13 protein-coding genes are annotated in these 19,475 nt (G+C 73.5%); 11 read left to right on the top strand and 2 right to left on the bottom strand.

Annotated features, from left to right (window positions below; translation table 11 throughout):
• From GTY56_RS32865 to GTY56_RS32905, 9 genes are all read left to right on the top strand, one after another.
• A partial coding sequence (locus GTY56_RS32865; RefSeq protein WP_272923415.1) for an FtsK/SpoIIIE domain-containing protein occupies positions 1 to 1,100 on the top strand: 1,100 nt, incomplete at its 5' end.
• Positions 1,101 to 1,275: 175 nt separating this feature from the next.
• Positions 1,276 to 2,688 (top strand): ABC transporter substrate-binding protein, encoded by a 1,413-nt coding sequence (locus GTY56_RS32870; protein WP_161368930.1) that lies wholly within the window; start codon positions 1,276 to 1,278, stop codon positions 2,686 to 2,688.
• 4 nt (positions 2,689 to 2,692) lie between these two features.
• A complete protein-coding gene (locus GTY56_RS32875) occupies positions 2,693 to 4,039 on the top strand; it encodes a carbohydrate ABC transporter permease (protein ID WP_202511056.1) in 1,347 nt (448 codons plus the stop codon).
• Positions 4,036 to 4,893: a carbohydrate ABC transporter permease gene (locus GTY56_RS32880; RefSeq protein ID WP_161368931.1), complete on the top strand. Its 858-nt coding sequence runs from the start codon at positions 4,036 to 4,038 to the stop codon at positions 4,891 to 4,893. The genes GTY56_RS32875 and GTY56_RS32880 overlap by 4 nt, the downstream gene beginning before the upstream one ends.
• 142 nt (positions 4,894 to 5,035) lie before the next feature.
• A complete protein-coding gene (locus tag GTY56_RS32885) occupies positions 5,036 to 7,297 on the top strand; it encodes a bifunctional glycosyltransferase/CDP-glycerol:glycerophosphate glycerophosphotransferase (protein ID WP_161368932.1) in 2,262 nt (753 codons plus the stop codon).
• Positions 7,298 to 7,456: 159 nt separating this feature from the next.
• Positions 7,457 to 9,655 carry a bifunctional glycosyltransferase/CDP-glycerol:glycerophosphate glycerophosphotransferase gene (locus GTY56_RS32890; RefSeq protein ID WP_161368933.1) on the top strand — a complete coding sequence of 733 codons (2,199 nt, stop codon included), beginning with the start codon at positions 7,457 to 7,459 and terminating at the stop codon, positions 9,653 to 9,655.
• Positions 9,656 to 9,663: 8 nt separating this feature from the next.
• Positions 9,664 to 11,904 (top strand): CDP-glycerol glycerophosphotransferase family protein, encoded by a 2,241-nt coding sequence (locus GTY56_RS32895; RefSeq protein ID WP_161368934.1) that lies wholly within the window; start codon positions 9,664 to 9,666, stop codon positions 11,902 to 11,904.
• On the top strand, positions 11,901 to 13,739 hold the full coding sequence (locus tag GTY56_RS32900; protein ID WP_161368935.1) for an arabinofuranosyltransferase AftB family protein: 1,839 nt from the start codon (positions 11,901 to 11,903) through the stop codon (positions 13,737 to 13,739). Before GTY56_RS32895 ends, GTY56_RS32900 begins: the two co-directional genes overlap by 4 nt.
• 71 nt (positions 13,740 to 13,810) lie before the next feature.
• The gene (locus GTY56_RS32905) at positions 13,811 to 15,391 is read left to right on the top strand and encodes a hypothetical protein (protein WP_161368936.1); all 1,581 of its coding nucleotides are present in this window, start codon (positions 13,811 to 13,813) and stop codon (positions 15,389 to 15,391) included.
• On the opposite strand, the gene GTY56_RS32910 is transcribed toward GTY56_RS32905, so the two are convergent.
• Positions 15,381 to 15,794: an organic hydroperoxide resistance protein gene (locus GTY56_RS32910; RefSeq protein WP_161368937.1), complete on the bottom strand. Its 414-nt coding sequence runs from the start codon at positions 15,792 to 15,794 to the stop codon at positions 15,381 to 15,383. The genes GTY56_RS32905 and GTY56_RS32910 overlap by 11 nt on opposite strands.
• Before the next feature lie 95 nt (positions 15,795 to 15,889).
• Between GTY56_RS32910 and GTY56_RS32915 the strand changes: the two genes are divergently transcribed.
• Positions 15,890 to 16,408 (top strand): MarR family winged helix-turn-helix transcriptional regulator, encoded by a 519-nt coding sequence (locus GTY56_RS32915; RefSeq protein ID WP_524540168.1) that lies wholly within the window; start codon positions 15,890 to 15,892, stop codon positions 16,406 to 16,408.
• Between the two features lie 213 nt (positions 16,409 to 16,621).
• On the opposite strand, the gene GTY56_RS32920 is transcribed toward GTY56_RS32915, so the two are convergent.
• Positions 16,622 to 18,256, bottom strand: a complete 1,635-nt coding sequence (locus GTY56_RS32920) for a glycosyltransferase family 39 protein (RefSeq protein WP_161368941.1) — start codon at positions 18,254 to 18,256, stop codon at positions 16,622 to 16,624.
• 157 nt (positions 18,257 to 18,413) lie between these two features.
• Between GTY56_RS32920 and GTY56_RS32925 the strand changes: the two genes are divergently transcribed.
• Positions 18,414 to 19,475, top strand: a 1,062-nt coding sequence (locus GTY56_RS32925) for a glycosyltransferase family 2 protein (protein WP_161368939.1), incomplete at its 3' end; no start/stop codon positions are given.

Consider the following 19,475-nt stretch of genomic DNA (forward strand, 5'->3'; position numbering starts at 1 on the left):
GCTGGGCGGACGCGGCCGACGACGCCGACGCGCTGGGCGGACGGGCGCGCGCGGTGCTGGGCGCCGGGCCGCGCGGGTCGGTCTGCGCGGACCTCGCGGTCCAGGGGCCGCATCTGCTGATCGAGGGCCCGCCGGGCAGCGGCCGTACGGAGCTGCTGCGGGCGGTCGTAGCGTCGCTGGCCGCCGCCGAGCGGCCGGACCGCCTCGGCATCGTGCTGGTCGACGGCCGGGGTGGCCCGGGCGCGGGCGGCGGGCATGGCGAGGGCCTGCGGGTGTGTACGGACGTACCGCACGTCACCACGCTGCTGATGGCCCACGACCCGGTCCGGATGCGGGAGTTCGCGCAGTCCCTGAGCGCCGAGCTGAAGCGGCGTGCCGAGCTGCTCGGTCGGTCCGACTTCGCCGAGTGGCACACCGGGCGCGAGCTGTCGGGCCGCATGGTCGCCCAGCGCACGGCTGCGGGCCGGGGCGGTGCCCAGGCCGAGGGAGCCGCGGCGGCAGGCTCCGGCGACCTCGACTCGCCGACCAGTTCCACCATTCGGCTGCGGCCCGGAGCGGCCCGGCGGCAGACGGAGGCGGCCGCGCCCCCGCTCCCCCGGCTCGTCGTGGTCGTCGACGACCTGGACGCGCTGGTCTCCCCGGCGCTCGGCTCGACCGGACGGCCCGCCGCCGGATCGGTGATGCGGGCTCTGGAGGCCGTGGCCAAGGAGGGCGAGCGGCTCGGCGTCCATCTGGTGGCGGCCACCGGCCCGTGCCCCCGTACGGCGGAGACGGAACCCGCGCGCCGGGCCACCCTGCGCGTCACGCTCGACGCGCCCGCCCCGGGCCCGGACGAACCCGCGCCCGGCCGGGGGAGGCTGGTCGGCCCGGACGGGCGGGTCACCCCGTTCCAGGGCGGCCGGGTCACCGGCCGGATCCCCCGGACGGCGACGCTGCGCCCCACGGTCGTACCCCTGGAATGGCACCGCATGGGTGACCCTCCGGCCCGGCGTCCGGTGCGGGAACTCGGAAACGGCCCGACCGACCTGGCACTGTTGGCCAGCGCGCTGGAAAGGGCGGCGCGGGAGGTCGCGGCGGCGAAGGTGCCGTCGCTGCTGTAGCCGGAGACTGCTGCCGGCCCCACCCGGTGTCACGGGCCGCGGCCCTGGTCACGAGGGAGTCACGATCCCCCGCTTGACAGCCGACGCCATCTTGCCGCCCCCGCACACCCGGGCGTAGACCAGATCGCACGGGAGCGCGCTCGACGTTCGACGAGGAACGAAGAACGGGGCAGTCATGCGCATGACGAGCAGCACCATCCGGACACGCTGGTCGCCCAAGCGGGACACGGCGACCCCCCAGCACCGCAGAGCCGCCAGGACAGCGGCCGCCGTCGCCGCGGGAGCCCTCGCGCTCTCGCTGTCCGCCTGCGGAAGCAGCGACGACGGCAGCGGTGGGAGCACGGGCGACACCGACGAAACCACCAACAACGTCACCCTTCCGAAGCTGGACGGGACGAGCCTTGAGGTCGCCGCCGTGTGGAGCGGCACCGAACAGGCCAACTTCAAGAAGGTCCTTCAGGAGTTCGAGAAGCGCACGGGTGCCAAGGTCACGTTCGTGCCCGCGCAGGACCCGATCATCAACTTCATCGGTTCCAAGGTGGCCGGCGGGCAGCCGCCGGACGTCGTGATGCTGCCGCAGCCCGGCGCCATCAAGCAGGCCGTCGACAAGGGCTGGGCCAAGCCGCTGGGTTCCGAGGCCGCCAAGGAGCTCGGCGAGAACTACTCGCAGGGCTGGCAGGACATCGGCAAGGTCGGCGGCAAGCAGTACGGCGTCTACTACAAGGCCGCCAACAAGTCCCTGATCTGGTACAACAACCAGGTCTTCGAGAACGCCGGGGCGAGTGAGCCCGAGACCTGGCCGGATCTGCTCAACACCGCGCAGACGGTCTTCGACTCCGGCGTCACCCCGTTCTCCGTCGGCGGCGCCGAGGGCTGGACGCTGACCGACTGGTTCGAGAACGTGTACCTCTCCCAGGCCGGCCCGGAGAAGTACGACCAGCTGGCCAAGCACGAGATCAAGTGGACGGATCCGTCCGTGAAGGACGCGCTGACCACGCTCGCGCAGGTCTGGGGCAAGCCGGACTGGATCGCGGGCGGGGCGAACGGGGCGTTGCAGACCGACTTCCCGGCGTCCGTCAACCAGGTGTTCACCGGCGGGGACCAGCCCAAGGCCGCCATGGTGGCCGCGGGTGACTTCGCGCAGGTCAACATCCCCTCCAGTATGAAGATCGGCACGGACGCGAAGGTGTTCCCGTTCCCGGCGGTCGGTGACAACGGACCGGTGGTCTCGGGCGGCGACGCGGCCGTGATCCTGGAGGACTCGAAGGGGTCGCAGGCCCTGGCCACCTGGCTCGCCTCCCCGGACGCGGCGTCGATCCAGGCCAAGCTGGGCGGCTACCTCTCGCCCAACAAGAACGTGCCGAACTCCGACTATCCGAACGCGGTGCAGCAGAAGATCGCCAAGGCGCTCATCGACGCCGGTGACGACTTCCGCTTCGACATGTCCGACCAGGCCCCGCAGGCCTTCGGCGGTACGCCCGGCAAGGGCGAGTGGAAGATCCTCCAGGACTTCCTGAAGAACCCGAAGGACATCGCGGGGACGCAGGCGAAGCTGGAGGCCGAAGCGGCAGCGGCCTACGGGAACTGACGTCATGACGCCGGTTCCGGCGGCAGGGGGCGCCAAGCCCCCTGCCGCTCCCAAGTCGCGCAAGAGTGTGACCGGCACCCGCAGGACCGTCGCGGCGCTGTTCCTGCTGCCCGCGCTCGTCCTGCTCGGCGCGCTCGTGGTGTACCCGATCGGGTACTCGGTCGTACGCAGCTTCTACGACCAGTCCGGTGACGGCTTCGCCGGAATAGACAACTACAAGGCCCTCTTCACCGACGAGGGCATCCGCACCGCGCTGAAGAACAACATCATCTGGGTGGTGTTCGCGCCGACGGTCGCGACCGCGCTCGGCCTGATCTTCGCGGTGCTGACCGAACGGGTGCGCTGGGGTACGGCGTTCAAGCTGGTCGTCTTCATGCCGATGGCGATCTCGATGCTGGCGGCGGGCATCATCTTCCGCCTGGTGTACGACCAGGACCCGGACAAGGGCGTCGCGAACGCGGTGTGGGTGGGCGTGCACGACACGTTCTCCCAGGCGTCGGCGTTCCCGAAGGCCCACCCGGGCAGGGAGTCGCCGCTGGAACCGGCCGGCGGCGGCGCGTTCATCACCACGTCGCCCGTCCGCACGGGCGAGGCGGTCTCGCTGCCCTTGGTGGGTGTGGCGCCCGACCTGATGCCCGACGGCGCGAAGACAGCTGTCGCGCCGGAGCCCGAGCCGGACAAGGTCACGGGCACGACCTGGCAGGACTTCACGCGCGGCAAGGGCGTCGGCACGCTCAACAGCGTCGACTCCTCCGAACTGGGCTATGCCGGGATGAAGATCGAGGCCGTGAAGGACGGCAGGGTGGTGGCGTCGGCGACGGCCGCCGACGACGGCACCTTCACGCTTCCGGCCTCGGCCGACGGGGCCCAGCTCCGGCTCCCGGCGTCCAACTTCAAGGAGCCCTACAACGGCCTGGACTGGCTCGGCCCGTCCCTGGTCACCCCGGCCATCATCGGCTCGTACATCTGGATGTGGGCGGGCTTCGCGATGGTGCTGATCGCGGCCGGGCTCGCGAGCGTGCCCCGGGAACTGCTGGAGGCGGCCCGGGTCGACGGCGCGAGTGAGTGGCAGGTGTTCAGACGCGTCACGGTGCCGCTGCTGGCGCCGGTCCTGGCGGTCGTCACCGTCACCCTGATGATCAACGTGCTGAAGATCTTCGACCTGGTCTTCATCATCGCCCCCGGCTCCTCCCAGGACGACGCGAACGTCCTCGCCCTGGAGCTGTACCGCAAGGGCTTCTCCGAGGACCAGCCGGGCATCGCCAGCGCCATCTCGGTGTTCCTGCTGCTGCTCGTGATCCCGGTGATGTGGTTCAACGTACGCAGGCTGCGGCGGGAGGTGCGGCGATGAAGGCCAAGCAGTCGCTGGGTTCGCGGCTCGCCGAGGCGGTCAGCGGCGGGGTCCTGCGGGTGTTCCTCGTCGTCGGGCTGTTCTGGCTGGTGCCCACGATCGGGCTGCTGCTGTCCAGTCTCCGTGCGCCGGAGGACATCGCCGCCAGCGGCTGGTGGAAGGTGTTCACCGAGCCCTCGCAGATCACCTTCGACAGCTACGCGAAGCTGCTGGAGAACGAGGACATCACCGGCTCCCTGCTGAACACGGTGTGGATCACGGTGCCGGCGACCCTGCTGGTCGTGATCATCGGCTCGCTCGCGGGCTACGCCTTCGCGTGGATGGAGTTCCCCGGCCGGGACTGGTGGTTCCTGGGCGTGGTCGGCCTGCTGGTCGTGCCGGTGCAGGTGGCACTGATCCCGATCGCCGAACTCTTCGGCAACATCGGCATCTTCGGCTCGGTGATCGGCGTGGTGCTCTTCCACGTCGGCTTCGGCCTGCCCTTCGCCGTGTTCCTGCTGCGGAACTTCTTCGCGGAGATCCCGCGAGAGCTGCTGGAGGCGGCTCGCCTGGACGGGGCGGGTGAACTGCGCCTGTTCTTCCGTGTCGTGATGCCGCTCGGCGCCCCGGCGATCGCGGCGCTCGGCATCTTCCAGTTCCTGTGGGTGTGGAACGACCTGCTGGTCGCGCTGATCTTCTCGGACTCCGGGAGCCAGCCGATCACGGTCGCGCTCCAGACCCAGGTACGGCAGTTCGGCAACAACATCGACGTGCTGGCACCCGGCGCGTTCATCTCGATGGTGGTCCCGCTGGCCGTCTTCTTCGCGTTCCAGCGGCAGTTCGTGTCCGGCGTCATGGCGGGCGCGGTCAAGTAGCCCTCGCAGCAGCGCAGTTGGAGGGGCGGGCCAGGGGTGGCCCGCCCCTTCCGCGTTCCCCCGGATGCCGTAGCCACCGTAACCAAGTCGGCCCATCGGCCGTTCCCGGGCCGAACGCCCGCGCCGACCGATGGATGGCCTCTTGCCCAGGTTCAGTGTCATTGTCCCCGCGTACCAGGTTCAGGCGTACCTGCACGAGTGCCTCGAATCGGTGCTCTCCCAGTCCTGTCCCGATCTGGAACTGATCGTCGTCGACGACTGCTCGCCGGACGCGTGCGGCGCGATCATCGACGAGTTCGCCGCCCGCGACACGCGCGTACGCCCCGTCCACCTGCCTCAGAACGTGGGCCTGGGCCGGGCGAGAAACGCCGGGGTGGCACGCGCGAGCGGCGACTACCTGCTCTTCCTCGACGGCGACGACACCCTCACGCCCGACGCGCTGAGGTCGGTCGCCGACCGGCTGAAGGAGACCGGCGAGCCGGACGTGCTGGTCTTCGACTACGCGCGCACCTACTGGACGGGGGAGGCGATCCGCAACCAGGCGGCCCTGCAGCTCACCGAGCAGGGTCCGGCGCCGTTCCGGCTGGAGGACCGGCCGGGGCTGCTGCGGCTGCTGATGGTCGCCTGGAACAAGGCCTACCGGCGGGAGTTCGTCGAGCGCGAGGGCTTCCTCTTCCCGCCCGGCGTCTACGAGGACACTCCGTGGACGTACCCGGTGCTGATGACCGCCGAGTCGATCGCGACCCTCGACCGGGTCTGCGTGCACTACCGGCAGCGGCGCCAGGGCAGCATCCTGCGCACCACCAGCGAGCGGCACTTCGACGTCTTCGAGCAGTACGACCGGGTCTTCGCGTTCCTCGACGAGCGCCCCGGGCTGGTCCAGTGGCGGCCGGTGCTGTTCCGCCGCATGGTGCACCACCTGGCGATCGTGTACTCCCGGCGGGACCGGCTGCCCCGGGGGTCGCGCGCCGACTTCCTGCGCCGGGCCCGCGCCCACTACCGCCGCTACCGCACCCCCGGCGTACCCGTCCCCCTGCGGTGCCGCGTCCACCACGCCCTGATCCGCTTCGGCCTGCACCGCACCTACCGCACCCTCCAGCTGGCCTCCGCCCTGCACCGCGCCGCCGCCAGGACCACCGGAACGCTGCTGCGGGGCCTGCGGTCGGCGGTCCTGCGCACCCACTACCGCGTGCAGCGCTGTCTGCCGCTGCGCGCCGACCGCGCCGTCTTCGCCGCCTACGACGGCCGCGGCCACGGCTGCAACCCGGGTGCGCTGGAGGCCGCGTTCCGCGAGCTGGCGCCGCACATCCGCACGGCGTGGATCGCCCGCCGCGAGCACCACCACACCATCCCGCCCGGCCCGCGCCGCCTCGTCCCGGGGACGGCCGCCTACTGGACGGCCCTCGCCCGCTCCCGCTACCTGGTCAGCAACACCGGCTTCGACGACCGGCTGGCCAAGCGCCGGGGCCAGGTCCTGATCCAGACCGGGCACGGCACCCCGCTCGGCCACCTCGGCCTCGACCTCCAGGAGCGTCCGGCGGCGGCCCGCGGCCAGGACTTCACGCGGCTGCTGAAGGACGTCGACCGCTGGGACTACGTGCTGTCCGCCAACCGCCACACCACGCTGACGAACGAGCGGGTCCACCCCGGCCGCTACACCACCCTGGAGTACGGCTACCCCCGCAACGACGTGTTCCGGACGGCGACCCCGGCGGACGTGGCCCGGCTGCGCGCCTCGCTGGGCATCCCCCGGGGCTCGGTGGCGATCCTGTACGCGCCGACCCACCGCGACTACCGCCGCTCCCAGCGCCACACCCTCGACCTCCAGCGGATCGTGCGCCGCCTCGGCCCGCGCTTCATCGTCCTGGCCCGCGCCCACCACGCTTACGACGCCCCGCTGACCAGCACCTGCGGCCGGGTCGTCGACGTCTCCGGGCACCCGAGCGTCGAGTCGCTCTGCCTGGCGTCGGACGCCCTGGTCACGGACTACTCGTCCCTGATGTTCGACTACGCCAACCTGGACCGGCCGATCGTGGTCCACGCCGACGACTGGGAGGCGTACGACGCGGCCCGCGGCACCTATTTCGACCTGCGCGACTTTCCGCCGGGCGCGGTCGCTCGCGGGGAGGACGAGCTGATCGACATCTTCGCCACGGGCCACTGGCGGGGCTCCCGCTCGGCCCAGCTGCGGGCGGCGTTCCGCGAGCGGTTCTGCACCTACGACGACGGCCGGGCCGCCGAGCGGGTGGTGCGCCGGATCGTCCTCGGCGAGTCGGAGCTGCCGCCGGTCGTGCCGCTCGGCGAGCGCCGCCCGGTGCCCTCGGCGGCGGCCTCGCTGACGCGTGAACCGCTCACCACGGTGCCGTTGCCGGCCGGTCCGCACGCCGTCGCCGACAGCCTCTGACCACGGTTCTCACTCCGGGGAGTCCGCATGCCCTCCAGCCCGTCCCGGCCGACACCCAGCCGGCCGTCCTCCTGGCGCCCGTCCGGGCGGCCGGGACGCCCGCGCTCCGGGTGAGACGGCCCGTCCACAGCAGACCCGTCAACTGACAGAAAGAGCAGAATGCCCCGCTTCAGCATCGTCGTCCCGTCCCATGGGGTCGCAGGCCGGCTGTCCCAGGCGCTGGACTCCGTCCTCGCCCAGTCGTTCGGCGACTTCGAGCTGATCCCGGTGTGCGACGCACCCGACGCGCCGGCGGCGGACGTCGTCACCGGCTACGCCGAGCGGGACTCCCGGGTGACGCCGGTGCACTCGCCGCCGTCCGACGGACTGGCCGGGGCGCGCAACACCGGGCTGCGGGCGGCGGTCGGCGGCCATGTGCTGTTCCTCGACGGCGACGACGTCCTGGTTCCGGGGGCGCTGGCGGCCCTGGACGCCCGGCTGGACGGGACCGGCGACGTGGACGTCCTGTACTTCGAGCACGAGCGCGCGCCCTGGTGGGAGGGCGAGCCGACCAACCCGGCCGCCCCCCTGCTGGCCAGGACGCCGGACGGGGCCTTCACCCCCGACCGCGCTCCCCTGCTCACGGGCGTGACGCTCCCGGCGTGGAGCGCGGTCTACCGCCGGGCCTTCCTCACCGAGCAGAACCTCGCCTTCCCCGGGGACCACTTCACCGATGTCGGCTTCGGCGGTCTGGTCGCCCTGCGGGTGGAGCGGGTGGCGGTCCTGCGCACGGTCGTCGTCCGGCACCTGCTGCGCCGGCAGGGCAACCGGCTGGGTCTGCCCGGCGAACACCACACCGAGCTGCTGGACCAGGCCGAGCTGGTGCTGACGCGGGCCGCGGAACAGGGCCTGCCGGCGGACCGGCTGAAGCCGCTGTTCGAGCAGCTCTTCGCCGCCGTACTGAAGACGGCCGCCCACCCCCGGCGGCTGACGTCCGGGCGACGGGCCTTCTTCCGGCGGGCGAGCACGCTGTACCGGCGGCACCGCCCGGACGGCTACCGGGCCCCCGGTGGCAGTCTCGGCGTCCAGCACCGGCTGCTGGCCTCGGGGTCGTATGCGGCGTTCCGCTCCCTGCGCGCCGCCCACCGGACGGCGTCGCGGGCCGCCGCGCTGCTCCCCCGCCCGCGGGGCCTGCGCACCCGGCTGCGCTATGCGGCGGCCCTGCGCCTGCCGCTGGACCGGAACCTCGTCGTGTACTGCGCCTACTGGGGCCGCGGCTACGCCTGCAACCCGGCCGCGATCCACGCCAAGGCCCGCGAACTCGCGCCGCACCTGCGCGCGGTGTTCCTGGTGGAGCCGGACGCCGTGGGCAGCGTGCCGCCGGGCGTCGAGTACGCGGTGATCGGCAGCCGGACGTACTGGCAGGTGCTGGCCCGCGCGAAGTATCTGGTCAACAACGCCAACTTCGCGGACGCCGTGGTCAAGCGCCCCGGCAGCGTCCACCTCCAGACCCAGCACGGCACCCCGCTGAAGACGATGGGGGCCGACCAGGCGACGTACCCCGTGGTGGCCGCGGCGACCGGCAGTTTCGCCAGGCTGCTGGCCCGGGTGGACCGCTGGGACTACAACCTCACCTCCAACCGGCACTCCACCGAGATGTGGGAACGGGCCTTCCCGAGCACGCACGAGACCCTCGAGTACGGCTATCCGCGCAACGACGTCTACTGCACGGCGTCCGCCGAGGACGTCGCCCGCGTACGCAAGGAACTGGGCGTCCCCGACGGCAAGAAGGCCCTGCTCTACGCGCCCACGCACCGCGACTACGCCACCGGCTTCGAGACGGGCCTGGACCTGGCGGAGTTCTGCGAGGCGATCGGCGACGACTACGTGGTGCTGCTGCGCGCCCACTACTTCTACGACCGGGGGACGAGCAGGGGCGGCGGGCGGATCATCGACGTCACCGGGCACCGCTCGTCGGAGGACGTGTGCCTGGCCGCGGACGGGCTGATCACGGACTACTCGTCGATCATGTTCGACTACGCCAACCTGGACCGGCCGATCGTCGTGTACGCCGACGACTGGGACGTCTACCGGGAGACGCGGGGCGTCTACTTCGACCTGATGGAGCTCCCGCCGGGCCGGGTCGCCCGGACTCCCGCAGAGCTGGCGGCCGTCTTCCGCGACGGCTCCTGGGCGGACGAGACCGCCACGTCCCTGCGGGCCGCCTTCCGGGAGCGCTTCTGCCAGTTCGACGACGGGCAGGCCGCGGAACGCGTGGTGCGCCGGGTGCTGCTGGGCGAGCCGCCCGAGTCGATCCCGTCCGTGATCCCGCTCGCGGAGCGCGTCCCGGCCCCCGCCGCCACCCTCGTGAGGAGCTGACCTAAGAAGTGCCCCGCTTCAGCATCATCGTCCCCGTCTACAAGGTGCAGGGCTTCCTGCGCGAGTGTCTCGACTCGGTGCTCGGCCAGTCCTACGGCGACTTCGAGGTGATCGCCGTGGACGACCGCTCGCCCGACGGCAGCGGCGCCATCCTCGACGAGTACGCCGCCCGCGACGCCCGGTTGCGGGTGCTGCACCTGCCCGAGAACGTGGGCCTGGGCCGGGCCCGCAACGCCGGCCTCGCACAGGCCGCCGGCGACTACGTCCTGTTCCTGGACAGCGACGACCACTACACACCGGGCCTTCTGGCCGCCGTCGCCGCACGGCTGGCCGCGACCGACGACCCCGACATCCTGGTCTTCGACCATGTGCGCACCTACTGGTGGGGCCGCGGCGGACGCAGCGAGGCGGCGGACCTGCTGGCCGCGGCGGGCCTGGAGACGTTCGGCATCCGGGAGAGCCCGCAGTACCTGAACCTGTTCCTCGTCGCCTGGAACAAGGCCTACCGGCGCTCCTTCTTCCAGGAGCACGGTCTGGAGTACGCACCGGGGCTGTACGAGGACGCGCCGGTCACCTACCGGTCGATGGTGCTGGCCGGGCGCATCGCCTGCCTGGACCGGATCGGCGTGGAGTACCGGCAGCGCAGGCAGGGCGCGATCACCAAGACGCCCGGGCGCCGGCACTTCGAGATCTTCCCGCAGTACGAGGGCCTGTTCGCGTTCCTGGAGCAGCGCCCCGACCTGGACTGGGCGCGGCCGCTGCTGCTGGAGCGCGCGCTGGACCACATGCTGTTCGTGCTGGCCCGTGAGGACCGGGTACGGCCCGCGGACCGGGGTGACTTCTACCGCGAGATCCGCTCCTTCCACCGCCGTCACCTCCCCGAGGGCGGCTTCCCGCTGCCGGACGGCTGGCGCGGGGCCGAGACGCGGCTGCTCGCCTCGGCGCCCTACGCGACGTACGCGGCCGCCCGCGGGCTGCGGAACCTGCGCGCGGCCGCCCTGGGCGGGCAGCGGCGAGTGGTGGGGAAGGCGTCGGGAAACGCCCTGCGCGGCTGGTACACGGCCCAGTCGAAACGCCCGCTGGACCCGCATCTCGCCGTCTACTCGGCGACCCACCACCGGGGTGTGAGCGGTGACCCGGCCGCCCTTTACGACAAGGCCCGCGAGCTCGCCCCGCACATCCGGGGCGTGTGGGTGGTCCGGGAGGACGCGGTGGACGCGCTGCCGCCCGGCATCGACCATGTGACGCCGGGCTCCCGGCGTTACCACGAGGTCATGGCGCGGGCCACGTACTGGGTGAACAACGTCAACTGGCCCGGCACCCTGGCCAAGCGGCCCGGCAGCGTGCACATCCACACCCACCAGGGCACGCCGCTCAAGTACATGGGTGCCGACCTGCTGACCAAGCCGGGCGCCCGGCACGGTTTCGACGTGCCGCAGATGCTGCGCCGCGCCGACCGCTGGGACTACAGCCTGGTCGCGGGGCGGTACGCGGAGCGGGCCTGGGAGCGGGCGTACCCGTGCCACTTCACGTCGCTGCGGACCGGCAGTCCGCGCAACGACGTGCTGGTCGGGGCCGGGCCCGAGCGGGGCCGGGCGGTGCGCGAGCGGCTCGGCGTCCCGGCCGGCCACACGGTCGTGCTGTACGCGCCGACCCGCCGTGACTACCGGCGGGGCGGCCATGTCGACCGGTTCGACCTGGCCCGGTTCGCCGCGGACCTGGGTCCCGGGCACACGCTGCTCGTCCGGCTGCACCCGTCACTCGCCGCGGGGGTGGCGCGGGGACTTGGCCTGTCCGACCTGCACCGGCGGGGCGTACTGGTGGACGTCACCGACGAGCCGCACGTCGAGGACGTGATGCTCGCCTCCGACGTGCTGGTCACCGACTACTCCGCCCTGATGTTCGACTACGCCCTGCTCGACCGGCCGATCGTCGTCCACGCCGACGACTGGGGGGCGTTCGCCGCGAGCCGGGGGGCGTACTTCGACATCACGGCCGACGCGCCGGGCCATGTGTCGCGCTCGTACCGGGAGCTGGCCTGGCTGTTCGCGTCCGGCACCTGGCAGGACGCGGAGGCGGCACGGCTGCGCTCCGGCTTCCGGGAGCGGTACTGCGAGTTCGAGGACGGCCGGGCCGCCGAGCGGGTCGTCCGGCTGCTGATGCTGGGCGAGCGGGGCGGGGCGCTGCTGCCCGCGGCCCGCCGGACCGAGGGCGCCCGCACTCGACCCGAGGCGCTGATCGAGAGATGAGAACCCCCGCGACTCCCGAGGCCGTCCCCTCCCTGCCCGGCCAGCGGGCCTCCTCGGCCCGGCCGCCCGCCGCCGCCGAGGGGCTGCGCCCGGTGCACGGATGGCATGCCGCCCTGGTCGCCGTGCCCACCGCGGCCCTGTTCGTGCTGGGCTACCGGCGCCGCTGGATCTGCGACGACGGGCTCATCTACCTGCGCCCGGTCCGGCAGATCCTGGCGGGCAACGGGCCCGTGTTCAACATCGGTGAACGGGCTGAGAGTTCGACCGGCACCCTCTGGCAGTGGCTGCTCGCCCTCGCCACCTGGGTGACCGGCGAGGACCCGGCGTTCCTCGCGGTCGGACTGGGCCTGCTGCTGAGCACGGCGGGGTTCGCGTTCGCGCTGCTCGCCACGTGCCGGCTGCACCGGGGCGCGGGGCTGCTGCTCCCGGCCGGTGTGTTCGTGCTGCTGGCCGTGCCGCCGTTCTGGTCGTACATGACGTCGGGTCTGGAGAGCGGTCTGGGCACGTTCTGGACCGGCCTGTCGTGGTGGCTGCTGACGCGGACCCGGCGCGGGCAGGAGGCCCGGCCGACGTACGCGGCCGCCTTCGTGTTCGGACTGGGTGTGCTGGTCCGGCCCGACCTGGCGGTGGTCACGGCCTGCTTCCTGGCCGCGCAGTGGTGGGTGCTGCGTCCCGCCCGGCGGGGCACGGCGGCGATGCTCGCCTCGGCGGGAGCGGTGCCGCTGGCCTACGAGGTGTTCCGGGCGGGGTACTACGGGGTCCTGGTGCCGCTGCCCGCCATCGCCAAGGAGGCGAGCGCCAGCGACTGGAGCCGGGGCGCCGGGTACGTGCAGGAGACGCTCGGGCCGTACTGGCTGTGGCCGGTGGTCCCGGTGCTCGGGGCGCTGGCCGTCCTGCTGGTGCGGCGCACCCGCCGGGAGCAGCGGGAGCGCGTGCCGGGGCGGGCCCCGCTCGCGGTGCTGCTGGCGCCGTTCGCGGCGGGTGCGCTGCTCGCCGGGTACGTCGTCCGCGTCGGCGGTGACTACATGCACGCCCGCATGATCCTGCCCGCCCTTCTGCTGCTGCTTCTGCCGGTGCTGGTCGTGCCCGCGACCAGGGTCACCGGCGTGGCGGGCGTGCTGCTGGTGGTGTGGCTGGGCGCGGCGGTCAGTCCGCTGCGGGCGCCGTTCGACGTGCGCAGCACGCCCGGGTCGTTCAACGTGCGCAGCTCCGACGTGGAGGGCCTCGGCGACCACAACCCGGTGCGCACCGCCACCTGGGTGGACAACTGGCCCGCCCTGCCGGAGGGCCGCGCCATGCTGGCCCGGGCCGAGCGGGCGCCCGTTCCGACGCTGCTCTACTTCGACGCCGGGCGGCGGCTGCACGCGACGCCGATGCGCGCCGACTCGCCGTACCAGGTGGTGATCGTGGGCCGCCATCTCGGCGTGACGGGGGCGGCGGCGCCGCTGGACGCCTACGTCAACGACGCCTGGGGGCTGGCCAGCCCGATCGGCGCGCATCTGGCGCTGGAGCGGTGGAGCTGGCCCGGGCACGAGAAGTTCCTGCGCAACCACTGGGTCTTCGCCGAGTGGGCGGCGAAGCACCCGCCGCAGCGCGACCTGCTGCGGGCCGGCGCCCAGCGGGAGGCGGTCGAGGCGGCCCGGGCCGCACTGGGCTGCGGCGATCTCGCCGAGCTGAGGGAGTCGGTGCGCGCGCCGCTCACGGTCGAGCGGTTCTGGCGGAACCTCACCGGGGCCGTGGAGCGGACGCAGTTCCGCTTCGCGCGCTGGCCGGCGGCGGCACAGCAGGCGCTGTGCGACCGACCGGCAGGTGGGCGCAGCGGCCTCACCCGATGAAGTGATCCGGGGTCAGGGCATGCGGGGGGAGGGAACATTCGGCGCATGCCCCCGACCCCTTCCACCCTCCTGTGAGCGCCCCGGTCCTGGTCCGGCGGGCCGTGCGCGGCGCGACGGCGCTGCGCGGCGGCCGTGCCGGGAGGCTCACCCCGTACCAGTTCTACGGCGCTCTGTTCTGGCTGGTGATGACGCTGGCGTACTGGCGGATCCCGCTGTGCTGTGACGCCGGACAGCACGCGGCGGTCGTCGAGCGCCTCAAGGCCGACCTGCTCCACCCGGCCCACACCATGGCGGACCTGCCGGGCGAGGGCAGCCCGTACTACGGGCCGTACGCCGTCGCCCAGGGGTATGTGGCGCGGCTGACCGGGCTGTCGGGCTGGGAGGTCGTGAAGCTGGCCGGGCCGGTGCATCTGCTGGTGCTGCTGACGGGGCTCGGCCGGTTCGTCCGCAGTGTCACCGCCCGCCCGTGGGCGCCGGTGTGGGCCCTGCTGTTCATGACGCTGCTGTGGGGCACCGCGCGGATCCTGTGGAGCGGCTACCTCGGGCTGATGTCGATGACGACGAACCTGGGCTACCCGTCCGCACTCGCCATCGGGCTGACGTTCTGGGCGTGGGCCTGGACGGGCACGCTCGCGCGCGACGACGCCCCCGCCGTTCGGTTCGTCGGCCCGAGCGGGCTCGGCGGCTGGTGGGGGTACGCCGGGCTCGGCGTCCTGTACGCGCTGATCCTGCTCACCCATCCCGTCACGGCGGCCTCGGCGCTCACCGGGGCGGTGGCGGTCGTGGCGTCCCGGCAGCGCGGCTGGCGCCGGCCGGTCGCGGCACGCTGGGCGCTCTGCGCGGCGGCCTGCGCGACGGTCGCCCTGACCTGGCCGTACTACGACGTCCTGTCGCTGGTGGGCGACACCGGCATGGACGCGATGCACCGGCAGCTGTACGAGAGGATGCCCGCCAACTCCTGGCTGGCGCTGCTGGGGCTGCCCGCGCTGTGGCTGCGGGCACGCCGGTCGGCTCGTGATCCGCTGGTGCTGATGTTCCTGCTGGAGTGCCTGCTGGTGGCGTACGGCTGGGTGAGCGGGCACTACACGTACGCCCGTGCCCTGTGGGCCGTGCTGGTGCCGCTGCACGTCGCGCTGGCGGTGGAGCTGGCGGCGCCCCGGCCCTGGCGGCGGGCCCGGCGGGTGCTGGGCGGGGCGGCGGTGGCCGGGGTCTGCGCCGGGTTCGTCACCGTGCACGCCGGGGCTGTCGTGCCGCGCTCGGTCGACCCGGTGGGATTCGCGCAGCCGACGCGCTGGCCGTCCTACGACTGGGCCGCGCGGCACATCGGGCGCGGCGAGGTGGTGATCACCGACGGGTACTTCGCCAGTCACGCCATCGCCGGGTACGGGCCGAACCTCGCCGCGCCCATCTGGCCCGACCCCGCCCTGGACGAGCGGGAGCGCAAGCGCCGGGCGGCCGATGTCCGCGCCTATCTCGCCCCCGGCTCGACCCGCGCCGGGCGGTCCGCCGTCGTCCGCCGCTATCACGTGCGCTGGCTGCTGCTGACGCGCTGGCACCCGGTGCCCGAGGAGGCCGTGGTGGTGGCGTGGAGCAGACGAACGGGGGAGGTGCTGGCGCGGGTCGGGGGTGGCGGCGGAACGGTTACTCGATGACGAGGTCGACCTCGATGTTGCCGCGGGTGGCGTTGGAGTACGGGCAGACCTGGTGGGCCTGCTCGACCAGCTTGCGGCCGGTCGCCTCGTCCACGCTGTCGGGCAGCTCCACGCGGAGGGTGACGGCCAGGCCGAAGCCCTCGCCCTGCTTGCCTATGGAGACCTCGGCGGTCACGGCGGCGTCGCTGACGTCGACCTTGGCCGCGCGGCCGACGAGGCCGAGGGCGCTGCCGAAGCAGGCGGCGTAACCGGCGGCGAAGAGCTGCTCGGGGTTGGTGCCCTGGCCGTTGCCGCCCAGTGCCTGGGGCATGCCCAGGGCGAGGTCGAGTACGCCGTCGGAGCTGACGGCCCGGCCCTCGCGGCCGTGGGTGGCGGTGGCGACAGCGGTGTAGAGCGCGTCCATGGAAAACCTTCCCTCTCACGTCAACGTTCGGTGGCCCGCTTCCGGACCGCCTGACGTCCAGAATTAGAGCACACAATTGAGTTGTGTGCAATTAAATGGTGGGCACGAGCTACCCTGGAGGCATGAACACGCCCGACGACGACTGGCTCCGCCTGGACCAGCAGATCTGTTTCTCCCTGCACGCGGCCTCCCGCGCCTTCAACGGGGTCTACCGCGGGATCCTCAAGGACCTCGGGCTCACCTACCCGCAGTACCTGGTGATGCTGGTGCTCTGGGAGCACGACGAGCTGCCCGTCAAGAAGCTCGGCGAGCACCTGCGTCTCGACTCCGGCACGCTGTCGCCGCTGCTCAAGCGGCTGGAGGCGGCCGGACTTGTGCGCCGGGAGCGCAGCGCCCGCGACGAGCGGTCGGTGGAGGTGCGGCTGACCGAGGAGGGCGTCGCGCTGCGCGGCCGGGCGCTTCAGGTGCCGCGCCGGATCGCGTCCTCGACCGGTTTCGGCCCCGAGGAGATCCGCGCCCTGCGCGCCCGCCTCGACGACCTCACCACGGCGCTGGACGCGGCGGCCGCGCTCGCGGACCCGCGGGGCGACGCGTCCGCCGCCGAGCGGCCGTAACCGCACAGGGCGGCTACGCCGTCGGCCGGGGAGAGGGCGAAGGCGCCGGGGCGCGCCGCGAGCAGCGGCACGAGAACGGTGGCGGTGCCGCCCGGCCGACGTCCCTCGCCGCCCCGGCCGATCGCGCTGGGCGACACCCCGAGAACCGGGGCGCGAGCCGGGGCACCCGCGGACACGCCAGGGGACCGGACGCCGGCCCGATCGCGGGGCGACTCACCGCCGGCCGGAGTCAGGCGACAGCCGGGGCACCGACGGATGCGCCGGGCGGCCGGCACTCGGCCGGTTAGCGTCCGGCCGCGGCGAACCGGCAGCCGGGGCGCCCGCGGACACGCCGGGGGACCGGACGCCGGCCGGATCGCGGGGCGGCTCACCGGCCGGGGTGTCTCCGGGCCGGCGCCGGACGTAGAGGCGCAGGAGCACGTCGTCGCGGACGCGTTCCTCGTGGACGTACTCCCCACGGACGGTGAACTCCGCGGCCAGGACGGCGAGCTTGGTGCGCTCGACCGGGTCGGGCGGGCTGCGGCGCGGGTCCAGGGCGGACCGCTCGGCGACGACCCAGACGCGGTCCACCGGGGCGAGCCGCCGCCGCAGCTCCCCGGGGGTCGCCTCCCGGCCCCACAGCGTCCCGGAGCGGGGCGCGGACTCCCGCAGCGCGATGTCCCGCACCCGCCGGAAGCCCCTCGGGTAGGCCAGCGCGGCGAGCCTGCCGACCGACGGCACGAACAGCACCGGGTCGCCGGGGCGCATCCGGCTCACGGCGAGCGCGGAGACCACGGCGAGGTTGTCCGGGCGGTGGGCGGCGGACCGGTCCTGGCGGTACACGGGGAGCTGGCTCAGGAAGGTGACGGTGAGCGCGAGGACGCCGGTCACGCCCACGACGGCCCGCACCCGCCGGCCGCCGACCCGCATCCGCCGCCCCTCGAACCGCACCCGCCCCAGCACCCCGGCCACCCGCCCGGCCCCGGCCGCGACCAGCAGGGACGCGCCCGCCAGCGCGTAGAGCACGTACCGGTCGTGGTAGAGCGGCCGGACCTGCGACACGGTCATCAGGACCCCCGGCGGCACGAGCAGCAGCGGAAGCGCGACCGCGGCCGTGCGCCGCTCGCGCAGTCCCACAGCCATCAGCAGCAGCGAGCCCCAGAACACCGGCCCCGCCGGGCCGGGAGAGAAGTTTCGGGCCAGCCTCCCGACCCGGTCCCACCCCGGTGACACCAGCCACGCCACCTGCCCGGACTGCCCCTGCGACACCCACACCAGGGGCAGCAGGAGCAGCGCCACCGCCCCCGCCGCACGCCCCCAGCCGGACCACACCTTCCTCGGCACCCGCAGCAGGGCCAGCGTCAGCGCGTGCGCGCCCAGCACCGGTACCGCCAGCTCGTGCAGCACGCAGGTCAGGGCGACGACCGTCCCGTACGGCCGCCAGGCCCGGGCGTCCCCGGTGTCCACGGCCCTCACCAGCAGCAGCGTCGCCCCCGCCACACCGGCCGCGACGAGCGCGTACGACCGGCCCTCCTGGGCGTAGTGGCCGGCCATCGGCGTGATCGCGTACAGCGTCCCGGCGCACAGGCCGACCCGGGGCCCGGCCAGCCGGACGCCGAGGGCGGCGACCAGACCGGCGGTCGCCGTCGCCGCGCACACCGACGGCAGGCGCAGCACGACCTCGCCGGGGTGGACGGTGAGGACGGCGTGCATGAACAGGTAGTAGAGGCCGTGGACGGCGTCCACGTCGTGCAGCAGCCGCCAGATCTGCGGGACCGTGCGCTGCGCGACCTGGAAGGTGACGCTCTCGTCGCCCCACATGCCGCCCCGGTCCAGGCCCCACAGCCCGGTCGCGAGCATCACCGCCATGGGCACCGCCACGGGCACCGGCCCCGCGCCGGACCGGCCGCTCCCCCTCGACTGTCCGCTCTCCACGGCCCGATTCTGTGCTGAATAAGGAGGTTCGCCAGGCTTTGATGGTGTGTTATCACTTTCATGTCATTCGCCCGGCTTACCATCCGCCGTGATGAATGCCGAGAGTGAGACCGAGACGGACACCCGGACGCCGCCTGCCGCGGTCGCCGTCGTGGTGATCGGTTACGACGACGCCGCCCATGTGACGGACGCCGTGCGGTCGGCGCTCGCCCAGGGACCGGCCGTGCGCGAGGTGGTGGCCGTCGACGACTGCTCGACGGACGGCAGCGCCGGCCTGCTGGACCGGCTCGCCGCCTCGGAGCCGCGCCTGAAGGTGATCCGCCGCCGGGCCAACAGCGGCGGCTGCGGCACCCCGCGCAACACCGGGCTCGACGCGGTGACCTCGCCCTACGTGATGTTCCTGGACAGCGACGACGTCCTGCCGCCCGGCGCCGCCGCCGCGCTGCTCGAAGCGGCCGAGGGTGCGCACGCCGAGGTCGCGGGCGGTCTGTGCGTACGCCGTGAGCTGCCGTCGGGTCGCGAAGTCCCCTGGCAGGCGCGCCTCTACGCACTGCACGCCGTGGTGCCGCACCCGGCCCGGCGGCCGCGCCTGGTCCACGACACGCTCTGCGTCAACAAGCTCTACCGCACGGGCTTCCTGCGGGCGCACGGCATCCGCTTCCCCGAGGGCCGCTTCCCGTACGAGGACGTCGTCTTCACCGCGCGCGTCCTGGCCGCGGCTCCTCGGATCGCCCTGGTCCCGGACCGGGTGTACGTCTGGCACGTGCGCCGGTCGGCCGGGCGGCTGTCGATCTCCCTGGACCGGTCCGGCGTCGAGAACTGGAGGGCCCGTACGGAGGCGTGCCGACAGGCGTACGAGGTGCTGCTGGGCGCCGGGCAGAAGGAACTCGCGCGGGCCGTGCGCGCCAAGTTCCTCGACCACGACCTGCGGATGTACGTGCGCGAACTGGGGTTGCGTGACGCCGCGTACCGGCGGGCGTGGTGGGAGCTCACGCGGGCGCACCTCGCGGAGTACGACGCCGACGACTGGGCGCGCAACCCGGCCGCTCCCGGCCGGCTGATCGGGCGGGTGGTGCTGGCCGCCCCGGAGCCGTGCGACCTGCCCCGGCTGCGGGAGCTCGCGGCCCGCCCGGCCCGCCTGTGCCCGCCGTAC

The organism is Streptomyces sp. SID5643, from assembly GCF_009872555.1.
Lineage (GTDB): Bacteria > Actinomycetota > Actinomycetes > Streptomycetales > Streptomycetaceae > Streptomyces > Streptomyces iakyrus.